This is a genomic window from Cryobacterium sp. TMT1-3 (genome assembly GCF_004402315.1).
Lineage (GTDB): Bacteria > Actinomycetota > Actinomycetes > Actinomycetales > Microbacteriaceae > Cryobacterium > Cryobacterium luteum.
The window spans coordinates 70,410-93,923 of record NZ_SOFW01000011.1; the positions used below are offsets into that span (position 1 = coordinate 70,410).

Sequence of the window (23,514 nt, forward strand, 5' to 3'; positions counted from 1 at the left end):
GTACGCGGTGCTGGTCAAAACTTTCGTTCAGACGTGTTTCAGTTTACGCAGCTGCGACCAAATTGCAAGTCCAATGTCCTCATTTGGGAGGACACTCGCCTGGGGGGTAGAAAATGTCCCTGAAACGGGGGCCCATTTCTCAGTATTTCGTTTGTGTATACAGAAAATGACCCGGACCGGTAGGGTTCAGGTGAGCTGGCAATGTCCTGCATGCACGTACCGCAAAGGAGCGAATTACACATATGACGGTTAAAATTGACACCCTCCTGCACGAATCGCGTCGATTCGCGCCCACTCCCGAATTCGCCGCACAGACAGCAGCGACACCCGACCTGTACACCGACGCACAGAAAGATCCGGCCACATTTTGGGCTGATCAGGCCAGAAATCTGCTGCACTGGCACAAGCCATTCACCAAGACCCTCGACTGGACGAATCCCCCGTTCGCAAAGTGGTTCGAAGACGGCGAACTCAACGTCGCCTACAACTGCCTCGACCGCCACGTTCTGGCCGGCAACGGCGACCGCGTCGCGCTCTACTTCGAGGGGGAGCCCGGCGATTCGCGCAGCTATACCTACGCCGAACTGACCACCGAGGTCAAAAAAGCCGCCAACGTACTGCTCGGGCTCGGCGTCACGGCCGGTGACCGCGTGGCTGTCTACCTGCCGATGATTCCCGAAGCCGTCATCTCCATGCTCGCCGTGGCCCGCATCGGCGCCGTGCACTCGGTCATCTTCGGCGGGTTCAGCGCGGAGAGCTTGCGCTCACGCATCGACGACGCCAACGCCGTGCTCGTCATCACCGCCGATGGCGGCTACCGCAAGGGTAAGATCAGTGCCCTGAAGCCGGCCGTGGACGCTGCCCTGCAGAGCAACGACTCGTCGGTGAAGAACGTGCTCGTGGTCAAGCGCACCGGCCAGGACGTGCAGTGGAACGACCGCGACGTGTGGTGGTCCGACGCCATGGAAACAGCGTCTCCCGAGCACGAAGCTGAATCCTTCCCGGCCGAGAACCCGCTCTTTATTCTGTATACATCGGGCACGACCGGTGCGCCCAAAGGAATTCTGCACACCAGCGGCGGCTACCTGACGCAGAACGCGTTCACCCACCAGAACGTCTTCGACCTCAAACCTGAAACGGATGTGTACTGGTGCACCGCCGACGTCGGCTGGATCACCGGACACAGCTACGTGGTCTACGGACCGCTCGCCAACGGTGCCACCCAGGTGCTCTACGAGGGCACTCCCGATTCCCCGCACACCGGCCGCTGGTGGGAAATCATCGAAAAGTACAAGGTCTCGATTCTGTATACAGCGCCGACCGCCATCCGCACGTTCATGAAACTCGGCCGCCAGATTCCGCAGAAGTTCGACCTGTCAAGCCTGCGCGTGCTCGGCTCGGTGGGTGAGCCCATCAACCCCGAGGCCTGGATGTGGTACCGCGAGGTCATCGGCAGCAATCTCACTCCCATCGTCGACACCTGGTGGCAGACCGAGACCGGATCAATCATGGTCTCGGCCCTCGCCGGGCTCACCGAGACGAAGCCGGGCGCCGCCCAGGTTCCGGTGCCGGGCATCACCATCGACGTGCTCGACGATGACGGCCAGCACGTTGGCCACGGCAACGGCGGACTCCTCGTGGTCACCCAGCCCTGGCCGGCCATGCTCCGCGGCATCTGGGGCGACCCCGAACGCTTCAAGGAGACCTACTGGGACAAGTTCGAGGGCACCACGGGCGCGAAGGACGGCCCGCTGTACTTCGCCGGCGACGGCGCTCGGCTCGACCACGACGGTGACATCTGGCTGCTCGGCCGCGTCGACGACGTCATGAACGTGTCGGGTCACCGCCTGTCCACCGCCGAGATCGAGTCGTCCCTCGTGGCGCACTCCCTCACAGCCGAAGCCGCCGTGGTCGGCGCCGCCGATGAGACCACCGGTCAGGCGGTCGTCGCGTTCGTGGTGATCAAGTTCAGCCAGGCTGAGATCGCCTCGCACGAGGACATCGTGGGCATTCTGCGAGCGCACGTGGCCCAGCAGATCGGTGCCATCGCCCGCCCGCGCGACATCTACATCGTCGACGAGCTGCCGAAGACCCGCTCGGGCAAGATCATGCGGCGTCTGCTGCGCGACGCGGCCGAAGGGCGCGACGTCGGCGACGTGACGACCCTCGCCGACACCATGGTGATGAACACCATCACGTCGCAGATGAAGAAGTAGCAAGCCAGATACCAGTTGAGGCCGCTCTCCGAAAGGGAGCGGCCTCAACTGTTTCTTCACGCCGGTGCGCATAACTCCTGCAATTCGTGGCCTGGCTCAGCGAGAGCCTTGATTTTCAGCGGATGCTCCGCGCGGCCGTCCCGAATTGCAGGAGTTACGAACGGGTTACGCGAAGGCGACGACGAACTCGATTTCGACCGGGGCGTCAAGCGGCAGCACGGCAACCCCGACGGCGGACCGTGCGTGACGGCCGATGTCGCCGAAGATGTCGACAAGCACGTCGGAGGCGCCGTTGACGACGGTCGGCTGGCCGGTGAACGACGGGTCGGAGGCGACGAAGCCGGTGACCTTGACCACCTGGGTGATGCGGTCGAGCGACCCGATCACGCTCTTGATCGCGGCGAGACCGTTGAGTGCGCAGGTACGGGCGTACTCCTGGGCGTTGGCGGCGGGAACAAGGCCGTGGCCATCACCGACCTTGCCGGCGGCGGGCAGTGCGCCCGACACCATCGGCAGCTGCCCGGCGGTGTAGACGAATCCGTTGCTGATCACGGCGGGCAGGTACGCCGCGACCGGCGGAACGACATTGGGCAGCTCAAGGCCCAGTTCGGCCAGGCGGGCTTCGATCTTTGACACGGTTATGCGTCTTCCTTGGCGGCGAGCGGGCGTTTCAGGTAGGCAACGAGGCCACCTTCGGGGCCGGGTACCACCTGCACGAGTTCCCACCCGTCAGTGCCCCAGTTGTTCAAAATGGCGGCCGTATTGTGGATCATCAACGGCGTTGTGAGGTATTCCCAGGCGGGCATGTGACTCCTATCGAGGCGGGCATTCAGATTTGTCGCTTACGCTCAAGTGTATGTCTGCCAAAAATCGAACCGTGAGCGGGGCTCTGGGGGGTTTCCTGGGTCTCGTCGGAATGAGTGCCGTCGCCGGCATTCTCGTGACCGCCGCCGTCGCCCCAGCCGTTGCCCTGTCGGGAATGGCCGCTACGAACACCATCAACGTGTTCGACAGCCTGCCCGAGTACCTGTCCATTGATCGTCTCTCCCAGAAGAGCAACATCTACGCGTCGACCGACGCCGCCGACCCGGTGGGCACCCGCGTACTCCTCGCCTCGTTCTACGAGCAGAACCGGGTCGACGTCGCGTCCGACGCCATCAGTCAGTTCGCCAAGGACGCCGCGATTGCCGGTGAAGACCCGCGTTTTATGGAACACGGCGGCGTCGACATCCAGTCGAGCTTCAACGGCGCTGTGCAGACGCTGGCCGGCGGTGAAACCCGCGGTGGTTCCTCGATTACCCAGCAGTACGTGAAGAACGTACTCATTCAAAAGTGCGAGGTCATGACAGACGCCGACGCAGCCGAGGCTTGCTACGCCGACGCGACCAAGCCGACGGCTGACCGTAAGCTGCGCGAGATGCGCCTCGCCATCGGCATCGAGAAGAAGTACGAAAAAGCAGACATTCTTCGCGGCTACCTCAACATCGCCGGCTACGGCGGAACGGTGTATGGCATCGAAGCCGCCGCCAACTATTACTTCAACACCACGGCGCTGGCCCTGACCCTGCCGCAGGCGGCGAGTCTCGTGGCGATCGTGAACAACCCTGTGAAGTTTCAGCTCGACCGCCCCGACAGCGAAACCAACGGTGCCGCCAATGGCTACGCCGACAATAAGTTTCGTCGCGACTATATTCTTCAGGAGATGTTGAAGTACGACAAGATCGCCCAGGCCGACTACGACGCCGCAGTGGCCGCGCCGGTCGAGCCCGTCATCACCGTGCCGAGCACCGGCTGCCAGACCGCCGGAGACAGTGCCTTCTTCTGCGACTACGTGACCAGAGTACTTAAGAACGATGTGACCTTCGGGGCGACCGAAGAGGAGCGCCTGGCCAACTTCAGCCAGGGCGGGTTCGACGTTTATACGACCCTCGACCTCGACCTCCAGGCAACCTCGGTTGCTGCACTGAACGCGAACGTTCCCAAGGTCGTTAACGATTGGAACGTCGGCGGCGTCGTGTCGAGCGTCAGGGTCGGCACCGGAGCCATTCTCGTCATGGCCCAGAACAAGGACTACAGCCAGGATCCGGACGTTCAGGCCACCGGTGCCAACTACACGAGCATCAACTACAACACCGACTTCGCCTTTGGCGGTTCGCGCGGATTCCAGCCCGGGTCAACATACAAGGTGTTCACCCTGGCCGAGTGGCTCAAGGAAGGCCACGCGCTCACCGAGCGCGTCGACTCCCGCCGCAAGTCGAACTGGGGCAACTTTCAGGACAGCTGCCTCGGCGTGCAAAACTATGACTCCGACACGCCGCCTTTCAACCCTCGAAACGACGGCGGCAGCAGCGAATCGAACCCAAACTATTCCGCCCTCCAGTCCACGACCAACTCCATCAACACCGGCTTCATCGGCATGGCCAAGAAGCTCGACCTCTGCGGAATTCGCAAGACCGCGGAGAACTTCGGCGTGCACCGCGCCGACGGCGGCGAGCTCGGCCAGAACGCCGCATCGGTGATCGGCACCAACGAAATCGCACCGCTCACGATGGCGGCGGCCTTTGCCGGCATCGCCAACAATGGCATGACATGTACCCCCGTCGCCATCTCCAAGATGATCCGCTCTGACGGTACCGAAATGCCGATTCCGAAGTCGACCTGCACCCAATCGGTCGAACCCGCGGTGGCCGCCGGCATGCAGCACGCGATGCAAACAGTTATGACAGGCGGAACGGCCCGCTTATCCAACGGCAATACCTCACCCCGGCTGCCCATGATCGGTAAGACTGGAACCACCGACTCCGCCAAAGACACCTGGATGAGTGGCGCCACGACCCAGGTCGCCACCGTCGTCGGCGTGGTCAACGTCGGCGGCTTGAACTGGAAGAATCAGCGCACCTACAGTGGCCGGCTGTTCGGCAAGGATGGCTCCACGGCGCGCCACCGCATCTGGCCGGTCGTCATGTCAGCCGCCAACGCGAAGTACGGCGGGGACGATTTCCCTGAAGCCTCGTCCAACGTGATCAATGCAGTGTCCGTTCCGGTGCCCGACGTGCGCGGCAAGTCCATGGCCGAGGCCAAGACCACTCTCGAGGCGGCCGGGTTCCTGTTCGTCGACGGCGGCGCGACCACCTCCGAAATGCCCGCCGGCACCGTGGCAAACACGGACCCGGCGGGTGGTTCGGCTTCCACTCGCGGTGCCACCATCACGGCCTTCTCAAGCGACGGTACCGGCGTTGTCATTCCCAAGGGAATCATCGGCAAGTCCGAAGCGGATGCCCGAACGACGCTCACCGGCGCCCCCTATGGTTTCACCGTGGCCAAGACCGAAGAGCCGACCCTCGACGAGGCGCAGAACGGCAAGGTTGTCGCCGTTCAGCCGGGCGAGGGCACGGCTGGCCGCCCCGGCGACGCCGTGACCATCGTCATCGGCAAATACACGGCGCCCGCAGCAACCGATACGAAACCCAAAGAGTGACCGCGCTTCGCCGGCCCGGCGAGGGCGGCCGGCTCGTCGGCACGATGCTCGCGGCGGCGGGCGCGCTCGGCCTCGCCGCCTTTGCCTGGGGCACTCTCGTGGAGCGCACCCGGTTCACGCTGCGTGAGGTGAGCGTTCCGGTGCTCGCGCCGGACTCAGCATCCATTCGCGTGCTGCACCTGTCCGACCTGCACATGGCACCGTGGCAGAAGAACAAGCAGGAGTGGGTGCGCAGCCTCGCCGCGCTGAAACCCGACCTCGTCGTGAACACCGGCGACAACCTCGGGCACGAAGACGGCGTCAGGGGCATCGAGTATGCCCTCGCACCGTTCCGCGGTATTCCCGGCGTGTTCGTCAACGGATCCAACGACTACGTCGGACCACAACTGAAGAACCCGTTCACCTACTTCGGCGGCCCGTCCAGCCGGCGCACAATTCGCCCGGAGGAGCTCGACACCGACGCCCTCCGCCAGGTGTTCGCCGATCTGGGGTGGACCGACATCAACAATGCGGCCGAGGCGCTCGATCTGAAGGACACCCACGTGGAGTTCTTCGGTGTCGACGACCCACACATCGGGCGGGACCGGCTCGACCTGATCACGCGCGCGATCGATGACCTGCGGGCGAACGATCCGCTCGGCGACGACGTCTGGCCCGACCCGGAACAAGCCGCGGCGCCGCGCTCCACGCTTACCGTCGGCGTCGCGCATGCCCCGTATCAGCGGGTGTTGAACTCTTTCGTGAATCATGGCGCCCAGCTGATCCTGGCCGGGCACACCCACGGCGGTCAGGTCTGCGTGCCAGGTTTCGGCGCGCTTGTGACCAACTGCGATATTCCGCGCCGCCAGGTGAAAGGGTTGAGCCTCTGGAACCACGGCCTGCGCACGGCATTTCTGAACGTCTCGGCCGGCCTCGGTACTTCCATTTATGCGCCGGTACGCTTCGCCTGCCCGCCCGAAGCGACCCTGCTCACGCTGACCGCGGCCTAACTGCCCGCTCAATTCGTTGTGAGGGACGTTGAGCGCCTATACTGATTGAGGCCCACGGGCCATCGGGGTATGGCGCAGCTTGGTAGCGCGCGTCGTTCGGGACGACGAGGTCGCAGGTTCAAATCCTGTTACCCCGACAGCAGTAGCAGCACGACAATGAAACCCTCACTCAAGCCGAGTGGGGGTTTCGTTGTAGGATCTCCTGTGACTTCTACGCCCGCCACCCCCACCGCACCGCTCGTTCCGCGCCGGGCGTGGCAGGCCCTGATCGTGCTGCTCTCGGGCATGTTCATGGCGCTGCTCGATACGACCATCGTGAATGTGGCGCTGCCCAGTATTCGCACGAGTCTCGACGCCAGCGAGGCCACCCTGTCGTGGATCATCTCCGGCTACGCCCTCGCCTTCGGCCTCGCGCTCATTCCGGCGGGCCGCGTCGGCGACCGCGTCGGTCACAAATGGGTCTTTTTCACGGGACTGGCCTTGTTCACAATGGCGAGCCTGGCCTGTGGGCTCGCGCAGAACGACCTGCAGCTCATCGTGGCCCGCGTGGTTCAGGGACTGGCCGGCGGCATGTTCGTGCCGGCCGTGACCGCCGTGATCCAGCTGATGTTCCCGCCCGCGGCCCGCGGTAAGGCTTTCGCGATCATGGGATCGGTCATCGGAGTCTCCACCGCCCTCGGCCCCATCGTCGGCGGGCTCATCATCGAGGCCTTCGGCGCCGCGGACGGTTGGCGGCTGGTGTTCTGGGTGAACCTGCCGATCGGTATTCTGGCCCTCATCGCCACGGTTTTTCTCCTGCCCGCCGGTGCAGTTCTCCCCCGGAAAGCACAGATCTCCCGGGCGAACATCGACTGGCTCGGCCTCGTCCTCATCTCTGCCGGTCTGGTAGCACTGCTGGTGCCGCTCATCGAGGGCGAAGACCAGGGCTGGCCGCTGTGGACCTTCCTCACCCTCGCAGCCGGTGCGCTGCTCGTGGTGGCTTTCGGCGCCTGGGAAGTGAGTGTCGCCAAACGTGACGGCAGCCCGCTCGTGCCACCGCACCTGTTCTCCCACCCGGCCTTCACCGGTGGCGTCATTCTCGCGCTGGTCTACTTTGCCGCTTTCACCAGCATCTTCTTTACCATCTCGATTCTCTGGCAGGCCGGGTTGGGGCACAGCGCTCTCGAGTCTGGACTCGTCTCGATTCCCTTCGCCATCGGCACCATACTCGGGGCCTCCCAGAGCGACCGGCTGGCCAAACGGCTCGGGCGCTCGGTGCTCCTGGTCGGCGTGACCTTCGTGACGATCGGCCTGATCTGGATCTGGCTGGTCATGCTCTTGACCACTCCGGGCGACCTGACCAACTGGCACCTCCTGCCGCCGTTGTTCATCGCCGGCCTCGGCAGCGGACTCTTCATCGCCCCGAACGTGTCGTTCATCGTCGCGACCGTCGACCGCTCTGAGGCCGGCGGCGCGAGCGGTGTGGTGGGCGTCATGCAGCGCGTCGGCAGCGCCGTCGGTATCGCCGTGATCGGCAGCGTCTTTTTCGGCTCGCTGACGGTGACCGGCCCCGGAGCGGATGCCCTAGCTGTCGCGTTCACGCACAGCGCCACCCTGGCAATGGCGGTCAGCGCCGGGTTCGCCGTGATCGCTCTCGTGCTGGTGTTCGCGCTGCCCAAGCGCGTCGTCGGCAACGGCCCGGCCGCCGCCGACGGGTAGGCCGAGTTGACCGCGATTCGTCGACGTCGGCACGGACTGCTGCGCCGGGCCGCTCTCTGGCTCGCGCTGGCTTACGTTGTGGCCCTGAATGCGATCGCCTTCTGGCCGACGCCCGTCGATCGCGGCGTGCACGGGTCGATTTCGACGCTCGTACTCTGGCTGCACGCTCACGGTATTCCGGCGTGGCTGGACTATCCGTCCATTGAATTCACGGCGAACATCGCGCTGTTCATTCCGGTGGGCCTGCTCGTCGTCGTGCTCGCTGGAGCTCGCCGCTGGTGGCTCGGCCCGGTGGGCGGCGCGCTGGTGAGTACTGTGATCGAACTCGCCCAGCACTTTTTTCTGCCGGAGCGGTTTGCCACGGTCAACGACGTTGTCGCCAACAGCCTCGGCGCGCTGCTCGGTGCCGGCCTCGCGGTCGGGGTACTTTGGCTGGCCCTGGGACCGCGGCTGGCACCGCACGAAGCCTAGCTGCGCAAGAACCGGGTTGGACCTCTGTGATCGACTCTGCTACCTTCGGCAGAATGAAGCGTCGAGAGTTTCTCACATTGTCATCTGCTGGTGCAGCCACGCTCGGTTTTGGTGCGCTCGGCGCACCGGCCGCTTTCGCTGCCACCGCTCCGAAGCTGCCCGGAGAGGTGTCGCGCGTGTCGAACGTACTCACCCAGAAGGGTAGGAAGCTCTACGACAACATCGAGGTGGACATCGGCGGTGATCGGGCCCGCCTGTTCATTCCGCAGACGATCTCTCGCAACACCACCGCTTCGGTGGGCGCGGTGTGGTTCTACCACGCGGCCTCCAGCTCGCACAACGCCCTCAACGGCGGCTTCAAGTATCCCGGTGAACTCGTCGTCGACCAGAACACCATCGCCATCTGCATCAATGCCGGCGGCACCCAATACACCAATTCCATCGCCACCACCGCCCAGAAGAATGCCTGGACCTACCTAAACTCGCTCTACACCGTGCGCCGCAATTTTTTGCGGGCCACGTCATTCGGCGGATCCCTCGCCTGCTACACCTACGGCAAGAAACTGATCCCCTACATTCGCGGCCTGTACATGGTCAACGCCCTGTACGACAACGAGTGGCTCTACGCCTACGACACCAAGAACCAAGCCCACGTCGGCGATGCCTACGACAACAACCAAACCCTGATCAAGGGCACCAACCCGGCTCGCATCAGCGCAACGCCGTGGACCAACAGTCGGGTCAAGGTGCTCGTCTCGGACGACGCCCACCCCGACAATGTGGTCATTCCGAGCAAGAACGGACTCGCCCTGATCAATAAGATCAAGCCGGTCGCCGCCGACGCCCAGGTCATGTACCACACCCTCGCCCATGAGACACCGGGCTTCGCCCACACGGACATGATGAAGACCTTTGCGCAGTGGTCTGCATAGTGCAGTGGTCCGGGTAGGGAACCAGACGCGGGTCGACTGGGTTGATGGCGCCAAAGGCATCGCCATCCTGCTGGTCGCCCTCGCGCACGCGGTGCAGTGGACCGTGCTCAGCGGCCTGGCCCCCGAGCTGTGGAACAAGATCAACCTCGTGTTCATCGTGTTTCGCATGCCGTTGTTCTTTCTCGCCTCCGGACTGTTCGCAGCCTCGGTCGTCCGGCGCAGCTGGCCCGACCTGTGGCGCACCCGGCTGAGCCTGCTGGTCTGGGCTTTGCTGGTCTGGACGGTCATCCGCTTCGGGTATTTCTCCCTGCTGCCCAACCCGGCCGGTTTCGACGAAACCAACCCGATCGATCTGCTGCTCGCCCCGGTGCGCCCCAGTAACGGCCTGTGGTTTCTCTACGCGCTCGCCCTGTTCTTCGTGGCCGCCAAGCTCATGCGTGGCCGCATCGACTGGCGGGTGCAGATCGGCGGCGCCGCCGTGCTGTCGGTGTTGTTCTTCGCCCGCGCCGACACCGGCAACATCGCCTGGAACGGCATCGGCCGCTACTTTCTGTTCTTTCTGCTCGGCTGCTATCTGCGCGAATGGATCCTCGCCTTCGTGAACCGCCCCAGCCGCTTCGGAACCCTCTGGCTGGGCCTCGGTTTCGGTGCGGCCTTCCTCGCGCTGGCCGGCGTCATTCTCACCGTGGATGCGCGGGTGCCGTTCATCACGGGAACCCTCGTGCTGGTCAGCCTGCTCGCCCTCGGCGCCGGCCTTCTCGTGGCCCGGTTCCTGGTCGGCTTTCGCGCCATGAACGGGCTGGCCTACGTCGGTCGCAACACCCTGCCGATCTACGTTGTGCACGTTCTGTTCGTCTCAGCCTTCACCAGCCTGCTGCTGCTGTACCGCGGTGAGGCCTGGCTCGACCGCCTCGGGCCGGCACTGCCCGTGCTCGTCGCCGGCGGGGCTGTCGCCGCCTCGCTGCTGCTCTGGCGCCTCGTACGCGACCTGCCGGTGCTTCGTTACGGGTTCACAGTTCCAACCTGGTTCGCCGGGCGCGCGCCGGAGGTGGCAGCGGCCGCATCGACACACCCGGCAGAGCGGATGCTGCCGCGCAACGAGTGAGCAGGTCGCGCCCCCGACAGCGCGCGCTCACGGTACTCACCGGTCTGCTGCTATTGGCCGTGGGCCTGCTGGCTGTTACGACCCGAACGGTGATGTTTCCGCGTGAAGACCCGCCCCGGCCTGCCGACGCGATCGTCGTGCTCGGTGGCCTGGGTAGCGCCGCCGTGGTGGCAAAGGCAGTCGACCTTGCCACAGCGGGCTATAGCGGGCGCATCCTCATCTCGGATGCGTTCGGCGGCGACACCCGCCCGGCGAATCTGTGCGCTCGCCCGGTGCCCGTGCCGGGCACCACGATCGAGGTCGACTGTTTCGACCCCCACCCGACCACGACCCGCGGTGAAGCCGAGGCGATTGCCGTGTTTGCGACCGCGCGAGGCTGGAATCGGGTGATCGTGGTCACCTCGAGCTACCACGTGAGCCGGGCCCGGGTACAGATCAGCCGGTGTTACGCCGGGTCGCTCGCCGTGATCGGCGCCCGACAGCCGATGGATCCGCTGAAGTGGGCCTACCAGTTCGGCTACCAGAGCGCCGGGTTCATCAAGGCCGTGGCCACGCCCGCATGTTGACCAGAAACCCCTCGGCGATCGAGTCGACCCGCTCACGGTAGGTCGCGCCGACCATGTCGGCCTCAGCCGGCCAGGCGGCGAGCGCCGCATGAAACTCGGGCCATTCCTTGATCGGCCGCGCCGGAACGCCGGCCACGATGGTGCCGTCCGGAATCGATGCGGTGACCACCGACCCAGCTCCGACGACGCACCGGTCCCCGATTCGAACGCCCGGCAGCACGGTAACGCCGGCACCGATGAAGACGTCGGAGCCCACCCGAATCGGCGCAAACCGATAACGGCGACCGCGCTCGTCCCGGTAAAGCCAGCCGGAACCGTCGTGGGTGATGAACGTCACCCCGGAGCTGATGGTCACTCGATCGCCGACCGAGATAAGCCACGGCTCGGTCGTGGCGATATCACTCAGAATGCGGCAGCCGTCACCGATGCGAACGCCCAGGGTGCGCATGGCGTACACCCGGCCTCGGGAACGACGCAGGAGCTTGTAGGTCAGGCGGGACAATTTCACCGGAGAACTTCCCTTCGTTGATGGTTCGGGCCTTCAGCGACCCGCCCAAAGTATCGGTTTTCACGCCGGTTCGGTGGCGCTGAGGAAAAGTCACGTGTTATCGTTGCGCCTGTTGCACCAACAGTGCTGCGGCCAGATCTCGTGCTCCCCTGCGCGACTCCATTCCCTGCGCGACCTCCCCCGAAGGCGGCCGATGTTCGATTTCACCACCCTGCGCCAGCGCCGCACGCCGATTATCCTCGTCGCATTCGCCGGCCTGTTCGTGATCGTGGCCAGCCTGGTGCTGCCGCGCTTCGTCACCGGTCTCGGCATCATCGTCCTCCCACTGACCCTGCTGGCCTTCATCGCTGTGGTCACATTGTTTCTGGTGCCGGCCCACATTCTTCCTGCCGTTGCGCTGGCCACCTTTGCACTCATTCCGGCCCGCGTCCTTCCGCAGGACGGCCCGATCGGCGCTCTGCCGCTGACCACCATGATCATCGTTGTCTGGGCGGTGCGTCGCCTGCTGCCTGCGAAAGCGGATGCCCGCCCCGCGGCCCCGGCGGCACCGTTCCGGTCAGCCACCCGCTACTTCGCCCTGCTGTTTTTGGTCTGGACGCTGTTCACCCTCGTGCGTTCAACCGACCTGCAGGCGAGCCTCGGCTGGATGATCAGCTTCAGCGCTGCGGTGCTGCTGCCGCTGTGCATCGGCACCAGCACCCGTGAGGCCTATTGGATTCGCCGAACCTGGCTGCTGCTCGGCGCCTGCCTCGGCGCCTATGCGCTCGTCGAAGGGGTTCTGCGCTTCAACCCGCTCTGGGGCACCCTGTTCTCGATGCTCGGGCTGACCGACCACCAGCATTGGTCGGTATATCGGGCCGACGCATCGTTCGGGCATCCGCTCTTCGCCGGCTTGTTCTTTGCCGTCGCCTGCGCCCTCGCTATCGGCGTCTGGCTGCGCGAGAATTCCAAGCCGGCCCTCGTTGCCGCGGTGTTCAGCGGGCTCGGCCTCGTCGCCACCGTTTCTCGCGGCGCGATCCTCTCGGCGGCCATCGCCATCGCCTTCGCCTACGCGGTATCGCTCGTCATGCGCGGTGAGAAGCGCTGGGGCAAATTTGCTCTGCTCGCGGCCCTGATGATCGTCGCGGTGATCGCACTGTTCCAGTTCGACGCCTTCACCGCCCGCAACAGTTCGATCGAAGCCGAACTGTCGTCGCAGGCCCGCGACCTCGGCGTCTGGGTGTCACTGCAGGCCGCGAACTTCACCGGCTGGATCGGGTCGGGGCCGGGCACCTCGGGCATCACCGGGCGCCTGTTCAACGAGGTGACCATTGAGAACGCGCTGTTGCAACTGCTCATCAGCATCGGCCTGCCCGGACTCGCCCTGTTCTTGCTCATGATCGGTTCGGCCGTCGCTCACGCGCTCTCCCGGAGAATGGTCGGAGCCGCGGCGGCCCTGGTGGCCTACACGGTATGCATCGCCGGTTTCAACGCGATCGATGCCCTGCGCCCCATGCACCTGCTGCTCGGATGTCTGCTCATTCTGGCGTTGAATCCGACGCGAGCGGATGCCGCTCCCCCGCTCGAGCCCCGCCAGGGCCGGGTGAAGGTACACCCCAAACGGGGGTATGCGCGGCTCTAACGTGCTCGTAGCGCGCACGCTACGCTAAACCGACAGATTCTCAACTTAGCCGGACTTCACCGGCCTGTGAGGGGTATGGGCGTGATGAATACAGGCACGACACACATCACCGTGTTGCAGTCGCTGAGCCCGCCCGACGGCACCACCCGGTACGTCAACCAGGTGGTCGAGGGCGCACCGGACGCGGTGACCATGCGTTTCTTCTCCTGGCGTACCGCGCTGCTCGGCCGCTATGACGTTTTTCACGTGCACTGGCCGGAGCTGCTCGTTCGTGCGCCGCGCCCGCTGAAGGCCCGACTGCGCCGCCTTGCGCTGTACGCGCTGCTGCTGCGCGCCCGACTGCAGCACATTCCCATCGTACGCACCATGCACAACCTGAGCCCGCACGAAGCCGGCCACGGCGCCGAGACCCGGGCCCTCGCCGCGCTCGACGCCCGCACGGCTCTCGTCATCCGCCTGAATCCGACGACGCCGGTACAACCCGAATCCCGGGCGGTCACCATCCTGCACGGCCACTATCGTGACCGTTTCAGCGGCATGCCGCGGCTCGAGTCGGTGAGCGGGCGCATCTTATATTTTGGGCTCATTCGCCCGTATAAGGGCGTCGAAACCCTGTTACAGGTGTTTCGGGCACTACCAAGCCCTGACCTGACGCTGCGCATTGTGGGTCGGCCGTCGAGCGGTCTCGGCGAGATCATCACGGCCGAGGCCGCTCAGGATGCCCGCATCAGCTCGGTGCTGCGCTTCGTCTCCGACGAGGAACTGGTGGTCGAGGTCGGGGGGGCCGAGCTGGTCGTGCTGCCGTACCGCGAAATGCACAATTCGGGCGTGCTGCTCGTGACGCTCTCCCTTGATCGACCCGTGCTGGTGCCGTCGACACCGTCGAACCAGGCTCTGGCCGCCGAGGTCGGGCCGGATTGGATCTACCTCTACGACGGCGAGCTCACGCCCGAGATTCTGCAGGGCACCCTCGAACGGATGCGCGCGGCCGGTCAACACCCGCGCCCGCGGCTCGACGGTCGGGATTGGAAAACCCTCGGCGAACAGAGCTATCGCACCTATCTGCGGGCCCTGGAGCTGGCCGGGCGGAGCATCCGTTGACCGCGACCCTGCCGCCCGACGCGCCCAAAACGCCCGGAAGTCCTGAAACGCCCGTCAAGCCCGCCTCGACAGCCGGCCTGGGTCGCACTGCAGGGCGCGGCGCGTCGACCACCCTGGTCGGTCAGCTCATTCGCATCGGCGTGCAGCTCGGCGGCATCGTCGTGCTCGGCCGCCTGCTCGACCCGAGCGACTATGGCCTGGTCGCGTCGGTCGCCGCGATCATCGGCGTCGGCGAGGTGTTGCGTAACTTCGGGTTGTCGTCGGCCGCGATTCAGGTGCGCGACCTGAGCCGGCACCAGAAAGACAACCTGTTCTGGATCAACAGCCTGATCGGGCTGGCACTCATGCTGCTCGCTGTGCTGTGCAGCCCGCTGATCGCCACCCTGTACGGCGACGAGCGACTCGTACTGCTCACCCAGGTGCTCGCCGGAACGTTTCTGCTCAACGGCCTGGCCACCCAGTTTCGGGCCGACCTCAACCGCAACTTCCACTTCAAAGCCCTCGCCGGGTCGGAGATCGGAGCCCAGGTTGGCGGCCTGACCGTTGGCGTTGTTATGGCGCTGAACGGTTTCGGCTACTGGGCCCTGGCCGGGCAGCAGATCAGCCAGGGCATCCTGACCCTTCTTATTCTGGTTTCGATTACCCGCTGGTTTCCCGGCTGGTATCACCGCCGAGCGCCGATGCGCCACCTGATGATGTTCGGATCGAACCTCGCCGGCACGCAACTGCTCGGCTACGCCAGCCGCAACACCGACTCGATCGTGATCGGTGCCACGCTCGGCGCAGGCCCGCTCGGCCTCTACAACCGGGCCTTTCAGCTGCTGCTGCTGCCACTGAACCAGATCAACGGCCCGTCCACCCGGGTGGCCCTGCCAGTGCTTGCCCGACTGCAGGACGACCCGCCCAAGTACGACCGGTTCATTCTGCTCGGGCAGACCATCATGCTGCACGCCGTCACCATCGTTCTCGCCTTCTCCTGCGCCCAGGCCCTGCCCATCATCAGCATCGCGCTCGGCAGCAACTGGCTGGGCTCCGCCCCGATCTTTCAGATTCTCGCCATTGCCGGGTTCTTCGAAGCGGCCGCCTATGCGACCTACTGGGTCTTCTTATCGAAGGGCGTCACCAAACAGAACCTGTATTTCGCCCTGTGCACCCGGCCGCTGCTCGTCGCGTTCGTGCTGCTCGGCTCGTTCTGGGGCGTCTACGGCGTCGCCGCCGGCTACTCGCTCGGCGTCGCCCTGATCTGGCCGATCGGCCTGTGGTGGATCAGCCGGGTCACCAACGCCCCGACGCGCGCCATGTTCCTGGCCGGAGTACGCGCCATTCTCGGTTACGGTTTCGCAACCGGAGTGAGCTGGGCTGCGGTGCAGTGGATCCCGATCGAGTTGCCGTTCGCGCGCATCGCGCTCGGCGGGGTCGCCCTGCTCGCGGCGATCGGCGTGGTCATGCTGATCTGGCCGATCTTTCGCCGGGATGTGCGCTCGATCACCCAGGCGCGCAGCTTTCTGCGCTCGGCTAAGTCGCCCAAGTCCGGCGGCCCGAAGGCCGACCAGCTAGCGCCAGCCCGCACCTCCACCGCGAGCCGCACGGCCAGCCGCACCTGGCTGCGCATCGTCCGTCGGCTGGATCGGGTGCTGCACGGGCTCGCCGCGGCATCCGCTCTGCCCTACCTGCGCGATCGCGCCGCGCTGAAACGCGCGACCGGCCGGCTGCTCCCGTTCGACGTGCACACCGAGCGATGGCACGTACTCGTCGCCCCGCCGGGCGAGGGCAATATCGGCGACCAGGCCATGGTCGAGGCCTTCCTCGAGAACGTGTCGGGCCCGGTGCAGGTTCTGGTGCGTCGGCCGGCCGACGTGCACATTCCGTCGCAACACGCCTGGCGGGCCCGGCTCGTGCCCATTCCGCACCTGATTTACGGCACCGCACGGGTGCACCGGCGGGCCATGACGGCGTTGGCCCCCGTGCTCAATGGCGCCCTGTCGCTGACCGTTGTCGGCGCCGACATCATGGACGGCGCCTACAGCGTGCGCGCCTCCGCGCGGCGAGCGGACGTTGCCAGCCTCGCCCGCAGCGTCGGTGTCGACGCGCGCATCCTCGGTTTCAGCTGGAATGGCCGCGCCAATATGGGGGTGCGACGCTCGCTCGCCCGGGCCGGCCGGCTGGGCACCCGACTGCAGTTGCGCGACCCGATCTCGAGTGCCCGCGCCCGCGCCAATCGCTTCAGCAACGTGGTCGATGTCGCCGACTGCGTGTTCGCAGCCCAGACCAGCTCCGCCCGCGCCGCCACGGAATATCTCGGGGCTACGCCGGCACCCTACGCCGTCGTGAATGCCAGCGCACTGGTCGGGCGCAGCTTCGACCAGACCACGGAGTACGCCCGCATCGTCACCGCACTGCTGCAGGCGGGGCTCCGGGTAGTGCTGCTGCCACACGTCGTGCGGTCGAGCGGCGACGACGCCGCCGCCTGCCGGGCCGTGTTCGACCGCCTGCCCGGAGCTGACGGTGTCGTTCTGGTGAATCGGCTGCTCACCCCGGGCGAGGTGCGCGGGCTGTGCGCCGGGGCCGAGATTGTACTGACCGGGCGCATGCACCTCGCCGTGCAGTCCATTTTCAACGAGGTGCCGGCGGTTACACTGTCGACCCAGGGCAAGGTCGCCGGCCTGATGCGGCTTTTCGACACACAGGAACTCTGTGTCGAGCCGGGCATCGGACTGGCCGAGCGCATGATTCCGGTCGCCCTCGGGGTGCTGGCCGATCGGCAGCGTTATCGCGACCGTCTGGCCGAACGGCTGCCCGAGGTGCAGCGTCTGGCCGCCCGCAACTTCGCCGCCCTGCCGAGCAGCACGCCGTCCCGTCCCACCGCCGCGCACCCGAGCGCCCAGGCCCCGACTCCCCACAGACAAGGTCCAGCATGACATCCTCTTCACACACCCCGCCCGACTACGCGCGCGGGCATCCTGCACTCCGGCGCATCCTGTTCGTGATTCCCTCGCTGCACGGTGGCGGGGCAGAATTCGTCGCCCGCACCTGGATGGGCTGGCTCGCCGATCAGGACTACGCGGTGGGCGTCGTGCTCACCGCCGCGGAGGTGAAGCCGGGGTACCTGCCCGACGGGGTGGAGGCCTTCTCCCTCGCCGGCCAGCGCGGGCACCTGAAGAAGGCCGCCGCCCTGCGTCGCCGCCTCCTCGACTGGCAGCCCGACGTGGCGATCTCCCTGCAGGCGCATCCGAACCTGGTACTGCTGACCGCGGCTCGACTGATGCCGGCGCGTCTGCGCCCCCGCGTGCTCGTCAGCGAGCGCAACCTGGTGTCGCTCGGACTGCCCGGATCGGATCTGGCCCACCGGGTGAAAATCTGGTTCGCCAAGCGCCTGTATCGGTGGGCGGATCACGTGATCGCCATCTCGCATCCGGTCGCCGCCGAAATGGTCGCCGCTTTCGGGGTGCGCGGCGATCGCATCACGGTCGTCGCCAACCCGGCAACGGCGAAACTGCGAGGAACGCCCCGCGGGCCGGGCACGACCACAGCTCACGCGCAGGTCGGTGGTGATGAGGCAGGCGGCGTCGACACGATTGTGGCGCGATCGGAACGCCGGCCCGGATCGGCCCGGGGCATTCAGATTGTGTTGGCCTGTCGTCTGGTGGCACAGAAGCGTCCGCTGCTCGCGATCGCGGCGGCCGCCGAGCTGGCCCGCCGCGGCGTGCCCGTTGAGGTCGTCTCGTTCGGCGGCGGTCCGCTGCTGGAGGACGTGCAGGCAGCGGCCAGGCAGGAAAACGTGGTCTTCCACCACCGCGGCTGGGTCGAGAACTGGTTCGACCATTTCGGCGATAATGCCGTGGCCCTGCTGACGTCGAGTCGGGAGGGCTTCGGCAACGTGCTGGTCGAGGCGGCCGCGGCCGGGTATCCCTCGGTCGCCGTCTCGGGGGCGCTCGGCGTAGCGGATGCGATTGTGCCCGGCATCACGGGCGAGCTCGCGCTGTCCGCGCACCCGGTTGACCTCGCCGATGCCATTCTGCGGGCCGCCGAGCTGCCGCTGGACAACATCGAACCGTGGCTGGCGCGCTTCTCCGAGGAAGCGAGCGGCGGAGACCTGGAACGGGTGCTGCTGCGGGTTGTGGAGCGCGCATGAGAATCTTCGCCTCGGCCATGGGCCAGATCGACAATGTCGGCGACACGGTACTACGGCGGGCCTTTCTGAACGCCTTGCGGGACGCCGGCGAACTGCAGGTGTTCGTCGGCGCCCGGTCGGATGCCTATCTGAGCGGGCTCGGCCTGCACGACACAGATCGGGTCTACCGCACGAGCGCCGAGTGGCGACGCGAGATTTCGCGGTCGACGCTGCGGGAGGCATCCGTTTATGCCTTCAACGCCGGGGAAATGGAGCTGCAGCGCGCCTACGCTCTGCGTTATCTGCGTCTGGCTCCGCACCTCGCACTCAACCGGCTGCGCGGCGGGCACGCCGTGCACGCCGGGTTCGGGGTGCGGCAGAAGACCGGTTGGCGCATTCCGGTGGCGGCGACGCTGCGCCTGTGCGACCTCGTGGCCTGGCGCGACGCGTACAGCCGCGCAGCAATGGGGCTCGGTCGCGTCGCACCGGACTGGGCTTTCGCCACCGGGGCAGCGGATGTCGACCTGCTCGCGTCGACGCCTGACCGCCCGCTTCTCGCCGTCTCGGTGCGTTACAACGGGCGACGTCCAGACGCAGCCTGGCTGAGCGCCCTGCGGAACCTGGCCGACACCCTCGAACTCGAGATCGTGGCCGTGGCGCAGATCGAACGGGACGGCCCACTCGCCGAAGAACTCGCCGCGTCGCTCGGCGGTACCGCGTTGGTCTGGGGTGGTCCGGACCATGCCGAGCAGGAGCTTCGACTGCGGGAGGTCTACCAACGGTCGCTGCTCGTGGTGACCGACCGGCTGCACGCCGCCGTGATCGGGCTGACCGAGGGCGCGCTGCCGCTCGTGATCGCTGACGGCGGCCCGTCGAAGGCAGCGCGCACCCTCGACGCGGTCGGCATCAAGGGCGCCACGATCGGTTGGACACTGCCAGACCCGGCGGGACTCGAGCGTCGGGCTCGCGACGTCATCAGCCGCAGAGAGCCGATTCTGCGCCACGTCGTCGAGGCGCGCGCCGCCCTGCGCGAGTTGACCGGCTGCATTCGAAAGCTCACCGCGTGACCGGGGCGCACGCGGCGGGGCGGCCGATGGTGACCGTCATCGTGCCGGCCTACAACGCCGCCGAATTTCTGGCCGGCGCGATCGATCGGCTGCTGCAGCAGACCCTGGCCACATCGGTGGGGGCCGTCGAGATCGTCGTGGTCGACGACGGGTCAACGGATGCGACGGCCACGATCGGTGCGCGGGCGGCCGCCGCACACGCATCCGTTCGCTACTTTCGACTGGAGCAGAACGGCGGGGTCGCTCGTGCCAGGGCCCGCGCGGTAGCGGAGAGTCGAGGGGAGTTTCTCTGGTTCGTCGACTGTGACGACGATTGGGCTCTGTCGGCACTCGAGAAGCTCGTGGCGGCGGCGCGGTCCACTCACGCCGACGTGGTGGTCTGCGGAGCAGAGTATGTCTACCCCGGCCAGCGGCGCCCGCTCGCGGCACCTCGTCTGAGCGTTCCGATCAGCGGGGCCGCAGCCTTCAACCTGCTGCTCGACGGCGAACTCACCGGACATCTGTGGAACAAGCTGTTCCGGCGTTCCCTTGCCGGCGAGATCGAGTTCACACCGGCCCGGGTGCACTCCGACCTGGCCATGGTCGCCCAGCTGCTCGCCGCGGCCGATCGGGTGGCTTTCATCGACGATGTGCTGTACTCCTATGTCGTGCGGGGCGGGTCGATCATCCGCTCGGGGTCGCGCCGGGCGGATTCGCTGCTGCTGGTCGAGCAGGCCGTCACGACGGCGGCGATCACGCTCGATACCCGCATCATCGGTTCGAATTCCTACGGCTACTTTCGGCTGCGCTATGTGCTGCTGTCGGGACTGAAAGATGCCCTGACCGGTCCCTATGACGCCGAGGAACGCGCCGAGATCGTCGCTGAGCTGCGCTCTCGCCTAACCTGGCGCCTCGTGCTGCTCGCCGCCGCCCGCCGGGACTGGAAGCGCCTGGCGCTCGCCGGGACGGCCAAGCTGAGCGTGCCCCTGCACCGTCGCCTGCTGCGCCTGGCTGCTGAGCAGGGAGCTGCCTAGGCCGGGTTGGCGTCCGCTGGCCGAGTCGGAACACTCACGGCTCGGCGTCGTCTGCGCCCACGATGGTACGGAGGAACGCGACGTGGCCCGTGAAGGCCTCACGACCAGCATCGGTGAGCTGCACCCGGGTGCGCGGGCGACTGGCAACGATTCCCTTGAGAATATCGACATAGCCGGCCGCTTCGAGAATTCTCAGGTGCTTACTGAGGGTCGGGTCGCTCACCTCGAGGCTATTGCGCAGCAGCCGGAACTCGGTCGTTCCAAGCTGCTGCAGCATGGCACACACCCGCAGCCGCACGGCGCCGTGGACGATCTCGTTGAACCGGACGGCTGATTGCGGGTCAGGCACCCTGGGCGACCGACCGTGCGAAGGCCCGCTCCATCCTGGCACCCAACACGAGCTTGAGGACGAGAACGACGGCAGCGGTCACAACCAGGACCCACAGAAGGTCGAACTGCCGATGGGCGAGAATACCAGCCGCCAGGACGGGCACAATAATTGCGAACTGCACCAGCCCACCACGCCACGTGCGGGCGTCGGACCACGGCTCTGCCGTCGTGCGCGTGAAGACGCGACGTAAGAGGCCGAGCGCAATGTAGGTGAAACCGACAGCATTGGCACCAAGGTAGAAGGTCGGATCGTCGAGGGCGAAGCACATCACGAACGCAGCAAGAAGCAGTCCTTCAATCAGCTGGTACCACCACGGTGCCGTCACACGTGCGGCCACTCGGCCACGATCGGCGCCAAGCTGATCGAGCGCTCGACGGGCTTCAGCGGCGGTGACATCTGGAGTTTCCATACCGGCAACTATACACTTGCCAACCCGGCAACCATTTAGCAACTGTACGGCTTCCCGCCCGAACGACCTGCTTGACGCCGTTTGTATTGGTGCGAGCGCAGGGTTAGGTGCGCCAGGGTGTTTCGGGGCTGGGGGTGTTGGCGCGGTGGGTGTGGGCGGGTCGCCAGGTTTGGGTGGGGTCCCAGAGCAGTGGGCCGCGCACTTGGGGTCGCCCGGCGATCATTCGAATGTCCCAACCACTGGTTTCTATGGTGTGGTGATGAAACCAACAGAGAAGTGTTCCATTGTCGATGCGGGTTGGCCCGCCCTTTCCGTAAGGTACCACGTGGTGTACTTCGGTCCAGCGGGCGGGGATGGTGCAGCCGGGGATGATGCAGCCTCCGTCGCGGGCGGCGATGGCGGCGCGTTGTTTGGCGGTGAAGCAGCGGATTTTGTCGGTGAGGTAGAGCACGTCGCCGTTGGGGCCGAAGATGGCGTGTTGGGAGCCGCCGGCGCAGATGGTCTCTTTCACCCGGCGCATCGAGACCGGGGCTTCGATGCCGTCGATCCAGCCGACGCCGCGGTCGTTGTCGAGGTCGGTGGCGTTGATGTGGATCATCACCGTGGGGGCGGCTCCGCCCATCGTCGGGGTTTTCGGGTCCCGGGCGGCGGCTTCGAATACGGCGCGGAGGATGTCGGCGCGTTTCTCGCCGGCGGTGCGCCGGTCGCCGTCGTAGCGGGGGTCGCCGATGAACGGGTCGGCGCTGAACCGGTCGGTGCCGCCGTCTGCCGGATCGAGGCCGTCCAGCACGGTCTCACCGCCACCCACGCCGCAGCCACCACCCACGCCGTTCCCGTCGACCGAGTCGAGCGAGTCGGTCGGCACGAAGATCGGGGTGCGTGACCGGGCCGATAGGTGGGTGTCGAAGAGGGTGTCCATGATGCCGCGTAGCTCCGGGGTGACGTCGGCCCGCAGCGGGTAGAGGCCGTTGCGCAGCAGCCCGAAGGTGAGCCTGCTTTTCGCCTCCACCCCCTCCTCGTTCGGGGCGGTGCCGTCGGGGTCGAGCCGGCCCTGCCATTCCAGGGCTTGCGCCCGCAGCAGGTCGGGCGCGAAGCGGATGCCCGCTCCCGGCAGCCCCGCGGTCTCGGGCGTGATCGCACCGGTCGCGGAGGCGACCAGGGCGCGTTCCACCTGGTCAAGTTCGTTCTGCATGACCGTGCCGTGCAGCGCGGTGAGCGTCGTGGCGATGATCTCGGCCGCCTCCACCCCCAGCTCGCCGGACGAGAGCCCGTCGGCGATCACCGGGTAGCGGGCCGGCACCGGCAGTCCCATCGGGGTGCGTTCCACCGTGGTCTCGCCGAGTTTGAGGCGGCGTTTGGCTTCACGGCCGCTGATGCCGGCGAGCTGGGTGATGAACTCGACCCGGTTGCGGCATCCGTTTCGATAGGCCAGCGACCCGTTCCCCAGGTCGGTCTCCGCGCGCACCCCGATGTCGGTGGTGGCCCGTAGTCTGGCCCCATCAACCTTGCGACCCAGCCCTTCCAGGGCCACCAACACCGCCATGGCTTCACCGTCATCGAAGTAGCCAAACGTCACACCCTCAAACGCCGCTGCCAGCAACGCACCGGCCTGAACGACCGCCTCAACCCGGGAACTCTCCGGCACGGGGCCGGTTGCGGCGGGCGGGGCGGTGAGGGTCATGGCGACGGTGCCTCCTTCACCTTGAATTCTACCGCGAATCGCCTTCAAAGGCGAGAGAATATCAACAATATACTGACATAGCTTCAGAAGTTTCTTCTGGTAGCGAGACCGGTAGCAGCAACACATCACCCGCTCTCGCGGGACGTGCGGCGCGACG

The 23,514-nt window shown here is 66.2% G+C and carries 20 protein-coding genes and 1 tRNA gene; 15 read left to right on the plus strand and 6 right to left on the minus strand.

The features are described 5' to 3' along the window. Window positions 1-242: 242 nt before the first annotated feature. Window positions 243-2,216: an acetate--CoA ligase gene (gene acs / locus E3O25_RS04200; protein ID WP_092109843.1), complete on the plus strand. Its 1,974-nt coding sequence runs from the start codon at window positions 243-245 to the stop codon at window positions 2,214-2,216. Between the two features lie 165 nt (window positions 2,217-2,381). Here acs and E3O25_RS04205 read toward each other — a convergent pair whose 3' ends face one another. Then, window positions 2,382-2,852, minus strand: a complete 471-nt coding sequence (locus E3O25_RS04205) for a RidA family protein (RefSeq protein WP_134360537.1) — start codon at window positions 2,850-2,852, stop codon at window positions 2,382-2,384. Window positions 2,853-2,854: 2 nt separating this feature from the next. Beyond that, window positions 2,855-3,022 (minus strand): DUF4177 domain-containing protein, encoded by a 168-nt coding sequence (locus E3O25_RS16885; RefSeq protein WP_166787660.1) that lies wholly within the window; start codon window positions 3,020-3,022, stop codon window positions 2,855-2,857. A 71-nt stretch (window positions 3,023-3,093) separates the two neighbouring features. On the opposite strand from E3O25_RS16885, the gene E3O25_RS04210 reads away from it, so the two are divergent. From E3O25_RS04210 to E3O25_RS04245, 8 genes are all read left to right on the plus strand, one after another. Continuing rightward, window positions 3,094-5,694, plus strand: coding sequence for a transglycosylase domain-containing protein (locus tag E3O25_RS04210; RefSeq protein ID WP_241988492.1), 2,601 nt, complete (start codon window positions 3,094-3,096; stop codon window positions 5,692-5,694). A gap of 44 nt (window positions 5,695-5,738) precedes the next feature. Then, window positions 5,739-6,683, plus strand: coding sequence for a metallophosphoesterase (locus E3O25_RS04215; RefSeq protein ID WP_092109978.1), 945 nt, complete (start codon window positions 5,739-5,741; stop codon window positions 6,681-6,683). A gap of 63 nt (window positions 6,684-6,746) precedes the next feature. Further along, window positions 6,747-6,820, plus strand: a tRNA-Pro gene (locus E3O25_RS04220). Between the two features lie 67 nt (window positions 6,821-6,887). Continuing rightward, window positions 6,888-8,381, plus strand: coding sequence for an MFS transporter (locus tag E3O25_RS04225; protein WP_166805963.1), 1,494 nt, complete (start codon window positions 6,888-6,890; stop codon window positions 8,379-8,381). Window positions 8,382-8,387: 6 nt separating this feature from the next. Beyond that, window positions 8,388-8,852, plus strand: coding sequence for a VanZ family protein (locus E3O25_RS04230; RefSeq protein ID WP_092109835.1), 465 nt, complete (start codon window positions 8,388-8,390; stop codon window positions 8,850-8,852). 77 nt (window positions 8,853-8,929) lie between these two features. After that, the gene (locus tag E3O25_RS04235; protein WP_134360540.1) at window positions 8,930-9,784 is read left to right on the plus strand and encodes a hypothetical protein; all 855 of its coding nucleotides are present in this window, start codon (window positions 8,930-8,932) and stop codon (window positions 9,782-9,784) included. Window positions 9,785-9,788: 4 nt separating this feature from the next. Next, entirely contained in the window at window positions 9,789-10,889 is a 1,101-nt protein-coding gene (locus E3O25_RS04240) for an acyltransferase family protein (RefSeq protein ID WP_166805964.1), read from the plus strand. Then, a complete protein-coding gene (locus E3O25_RS04245) occupies window positions 10,886-11,455 on the plus strand; it encodes a YdcF family protein (protein WP_092109829.1) in 570 nt (189 codons plus the stop codon). The genes E3O25_RS04240 and E3O25_RS04245 overlap by 4 nt, the downstream gene beginning before the upstream one ends. On the opposite strand, the gene E3O25_RS17745 is transcribed toward E3O25_RS04245, so the two are convergent. After that, window positions 11,427-11,963, minus strand: a complete 537-nt coding sequence (locus E3O25_RS17745; RefSeq protein ID WP_092109827.1) for a DapH/DapD/GlmU-related protein — start codon at window positions 11,961-11,963, stop codon at window positions 11,427-11,429. The two genes, E3O25_RS04245 and E3O25_RS17745, sit on opposite strands and share 29 nt — an antisense overlap. A 193-nt stretch (window positions 11,964-12,156) precedes the next feature. On the opposite strand from E3O25_RS17745, the gene E3O25_RS04255 reads away from it, so the two are divergent. The 6 genes from E3O25_RS04255 to E3O25_RS04280 all read left to right on the plus strand — a co-directional run bounded on the left by E3O25_RS04255 (window position 12,157) and on the right by E3O25_RS04280 (window position 20,876). Then, window positions 12,157-13,584 (plus strand): O-antigen ligase, encoded by a 1,428-nt coding sequence (locus E3O25_RS04255; RefSeq protein ID WP_134360542.1) that lies wholly within the window; start codon window positions 12,157-12,159, stop codon window positions 13,582-13,584. Window positions 13,585-13,668: 84 nt separating this feature from the next. Beyond that, a complete protein-coding gene (locus tag E3O25_RS04260) occupies window positions 13,669-14,685 on the plus strand; it encodes a hypothetical protein (protein WP_092109977.1) in 1,017 nt (338 codons plus the stop codon). Continuing rightward, complete coding sequence (locus E3O25_RS16890) at window positions 14,682-17,603, plus strand: oligosaccharide flippase family protein (protein ID WP_166805965.1); 2,922 nt, start codon at window positions 14,682-14,684, stop codon at window positions 17,601-17,603. The genes E3O25_RS04260 and E3O25_RS16890 overlap by 4 nt, the downstream gene beginning before the upstream one ends. Next, window positions 17,600-18,817 carry a glycosyltransferase gene (locus E3O25_RS04270; protein WP_092109821.1) on the plus strand — a complete coding sequence of 406 codons (1,218 nt, stop codon included), beginning with the start codon at window positions 17,600-17,602 and terminating at the stop codon, window positions 18,815-18,817. The genes E3O25_RS16890 and E3O25_RS04270 overlap by 4 nt, the downstream gene beginning before the upstream one ends. Further along, on the plus strand, window positions 18,814-19,863 hold the full coding sequence (locus tag E3O25_RS04275; RefSeq protein WP_092109819.1) for a polysaccharide pyruvyl transferase family protein: 1,050 nt from the start codon (window positions 18,814-18,816) through the stop codon (window positions 19,861-19,863). The genes E3O25_RS04270 and E3O25_RS04275 overlap by 4 nt, the downstream gene beginning before the upstream one ends. After that, window positions 19,860-20,876: a glycosyltransferase gene (locus E3O25_RS04280; RefSeq protein ID WP_134360543.1), complete on the plus strand. Its 1,017-nt coding sequence runs from the start codon at window positions 19,860-19,862 to the stop codon at window positions 20,874-20,876. Before E3O25_RS04275 ends, E3O25_RS04280 begins: the two co-directional genes overlap by 4 nt. 34 nt (window positions 20,877-20,910) lie before the next feature. Here the strand turns inward: E3O25_RS04280 and E3O25_RS04285 are convergent, their stop codons facing one another. The 3 genes from E3O25_RS04285 to E3O25_RS04295 all read right to left on the minus strand — a co-directional run bounded on the left by E3O25_RS04285 (window position 20,911) and on the right by E3O25_RS04295 (window position 23,357). Further along, window positions 20,911-21,225, minus strand: a complete 315-nt coding sequence (locus E3O25_RS04285; RefSeq protein WP_241983793.1) for a transcriptional regulator — start codon at window positions 21,223-21,225, stop codon at window positions 20,911-20,913. After that, the gene (locus tag E3O25_RS04290) at window positions 21,218-21,676 is read right to left on the minus strand and encodes a hypothetical protein (RefSeq protein WP_092109815.1); all 459 of its coding nucleotides are present in this window, start codon (window positions 21,674-21,676) and stop codon (window positions 21,218-21,220) included. The genes E3O25_RS04285 and E3O25_RS04290 overlap by 8 nt, the downstream gene beginning before the upstream one ends. Before the next feature lie 103 nt (window positions 21,677-21,779). Beyond that, window positions 21,780-23,357 carry an HNH endonuclease signature motif containing protein gene (locus E3O25_RS04295; protein WP_166805966.1) on the minus strand — a complete coding sequence of 526 codons (1,578 nt, stop codon included), beginning with the start codon at window positions 23,355-23,357 and terminating at the stop codon, window positions 21,780-21,782. Window positions 23,358-23,514: the final 157 nt, after the last annotated feature.

Bases quoted from the DNA above. Each gene is read 5' to 3' on its own strand.
- E3O25_RS04295 (WP_166805966.1), bottom strand. From the start codon at position 23,357: ATGACCCTCACCGCCCCGCCCGCCGCAACCGGCCCCGTGCCGGAGAGT.
- E3O25_RS04270 (WP_092109821.1), top strand. From the start codon at position 17,600: ATGACATCCTCTTCACACACCCCGCCCGACTACGCGCGCGGGCATCCT.
- E3O25_RS04260 (WP_092109977.1), top strand. From the start codon at position 13,669: ATGAATACAGGCACGACACACATCACCGTGTTGCAGTCGCTGAGCCCG.
- E3O25_RS04290 (WP_092109815.1), bottom strand. From the start codon at position 21,676: ATGGAAACTCCAGATGTCACCGCCGCTGAAGCCCGTCGAGCGCTCGAT.
- E3O25_RS16885 (WP_166787660.1), bottom strand. From the start codon at position 3,022: ATGCCCGCCTGGGAATACCTCACAACGCCGTTGATGATCCACAATACG.
- E3O25_RS04275 (WP_092109819.1), top strand. From the start codon at position 18,814: ATGAGAATCTTCGCCTCGGCCATGGGCCAGATCGACAATGTCGGCGAC.
- acs (WP_092109843.1), top strand. From the start codon at position 243: ATGACGGTTAAAATTGACACCCTCCTGCACGAATCGCGTCGATTCGCG.
- E3O25_RS04215 (WP_092109978.1), top strand. From the start codon at position 5,739: ATGCTCGCGGCGGCGGGCGCGCTCGGCCTCGCCGCCTTTGCCTGGGGC.
- E3O25_RS04255 (WP_134360542.1), top strand. From the start codon at position 12,157: ATGTTCGATTTCACCACCCTGCGCCAGCGCCGCACGCCGATTATCCTC.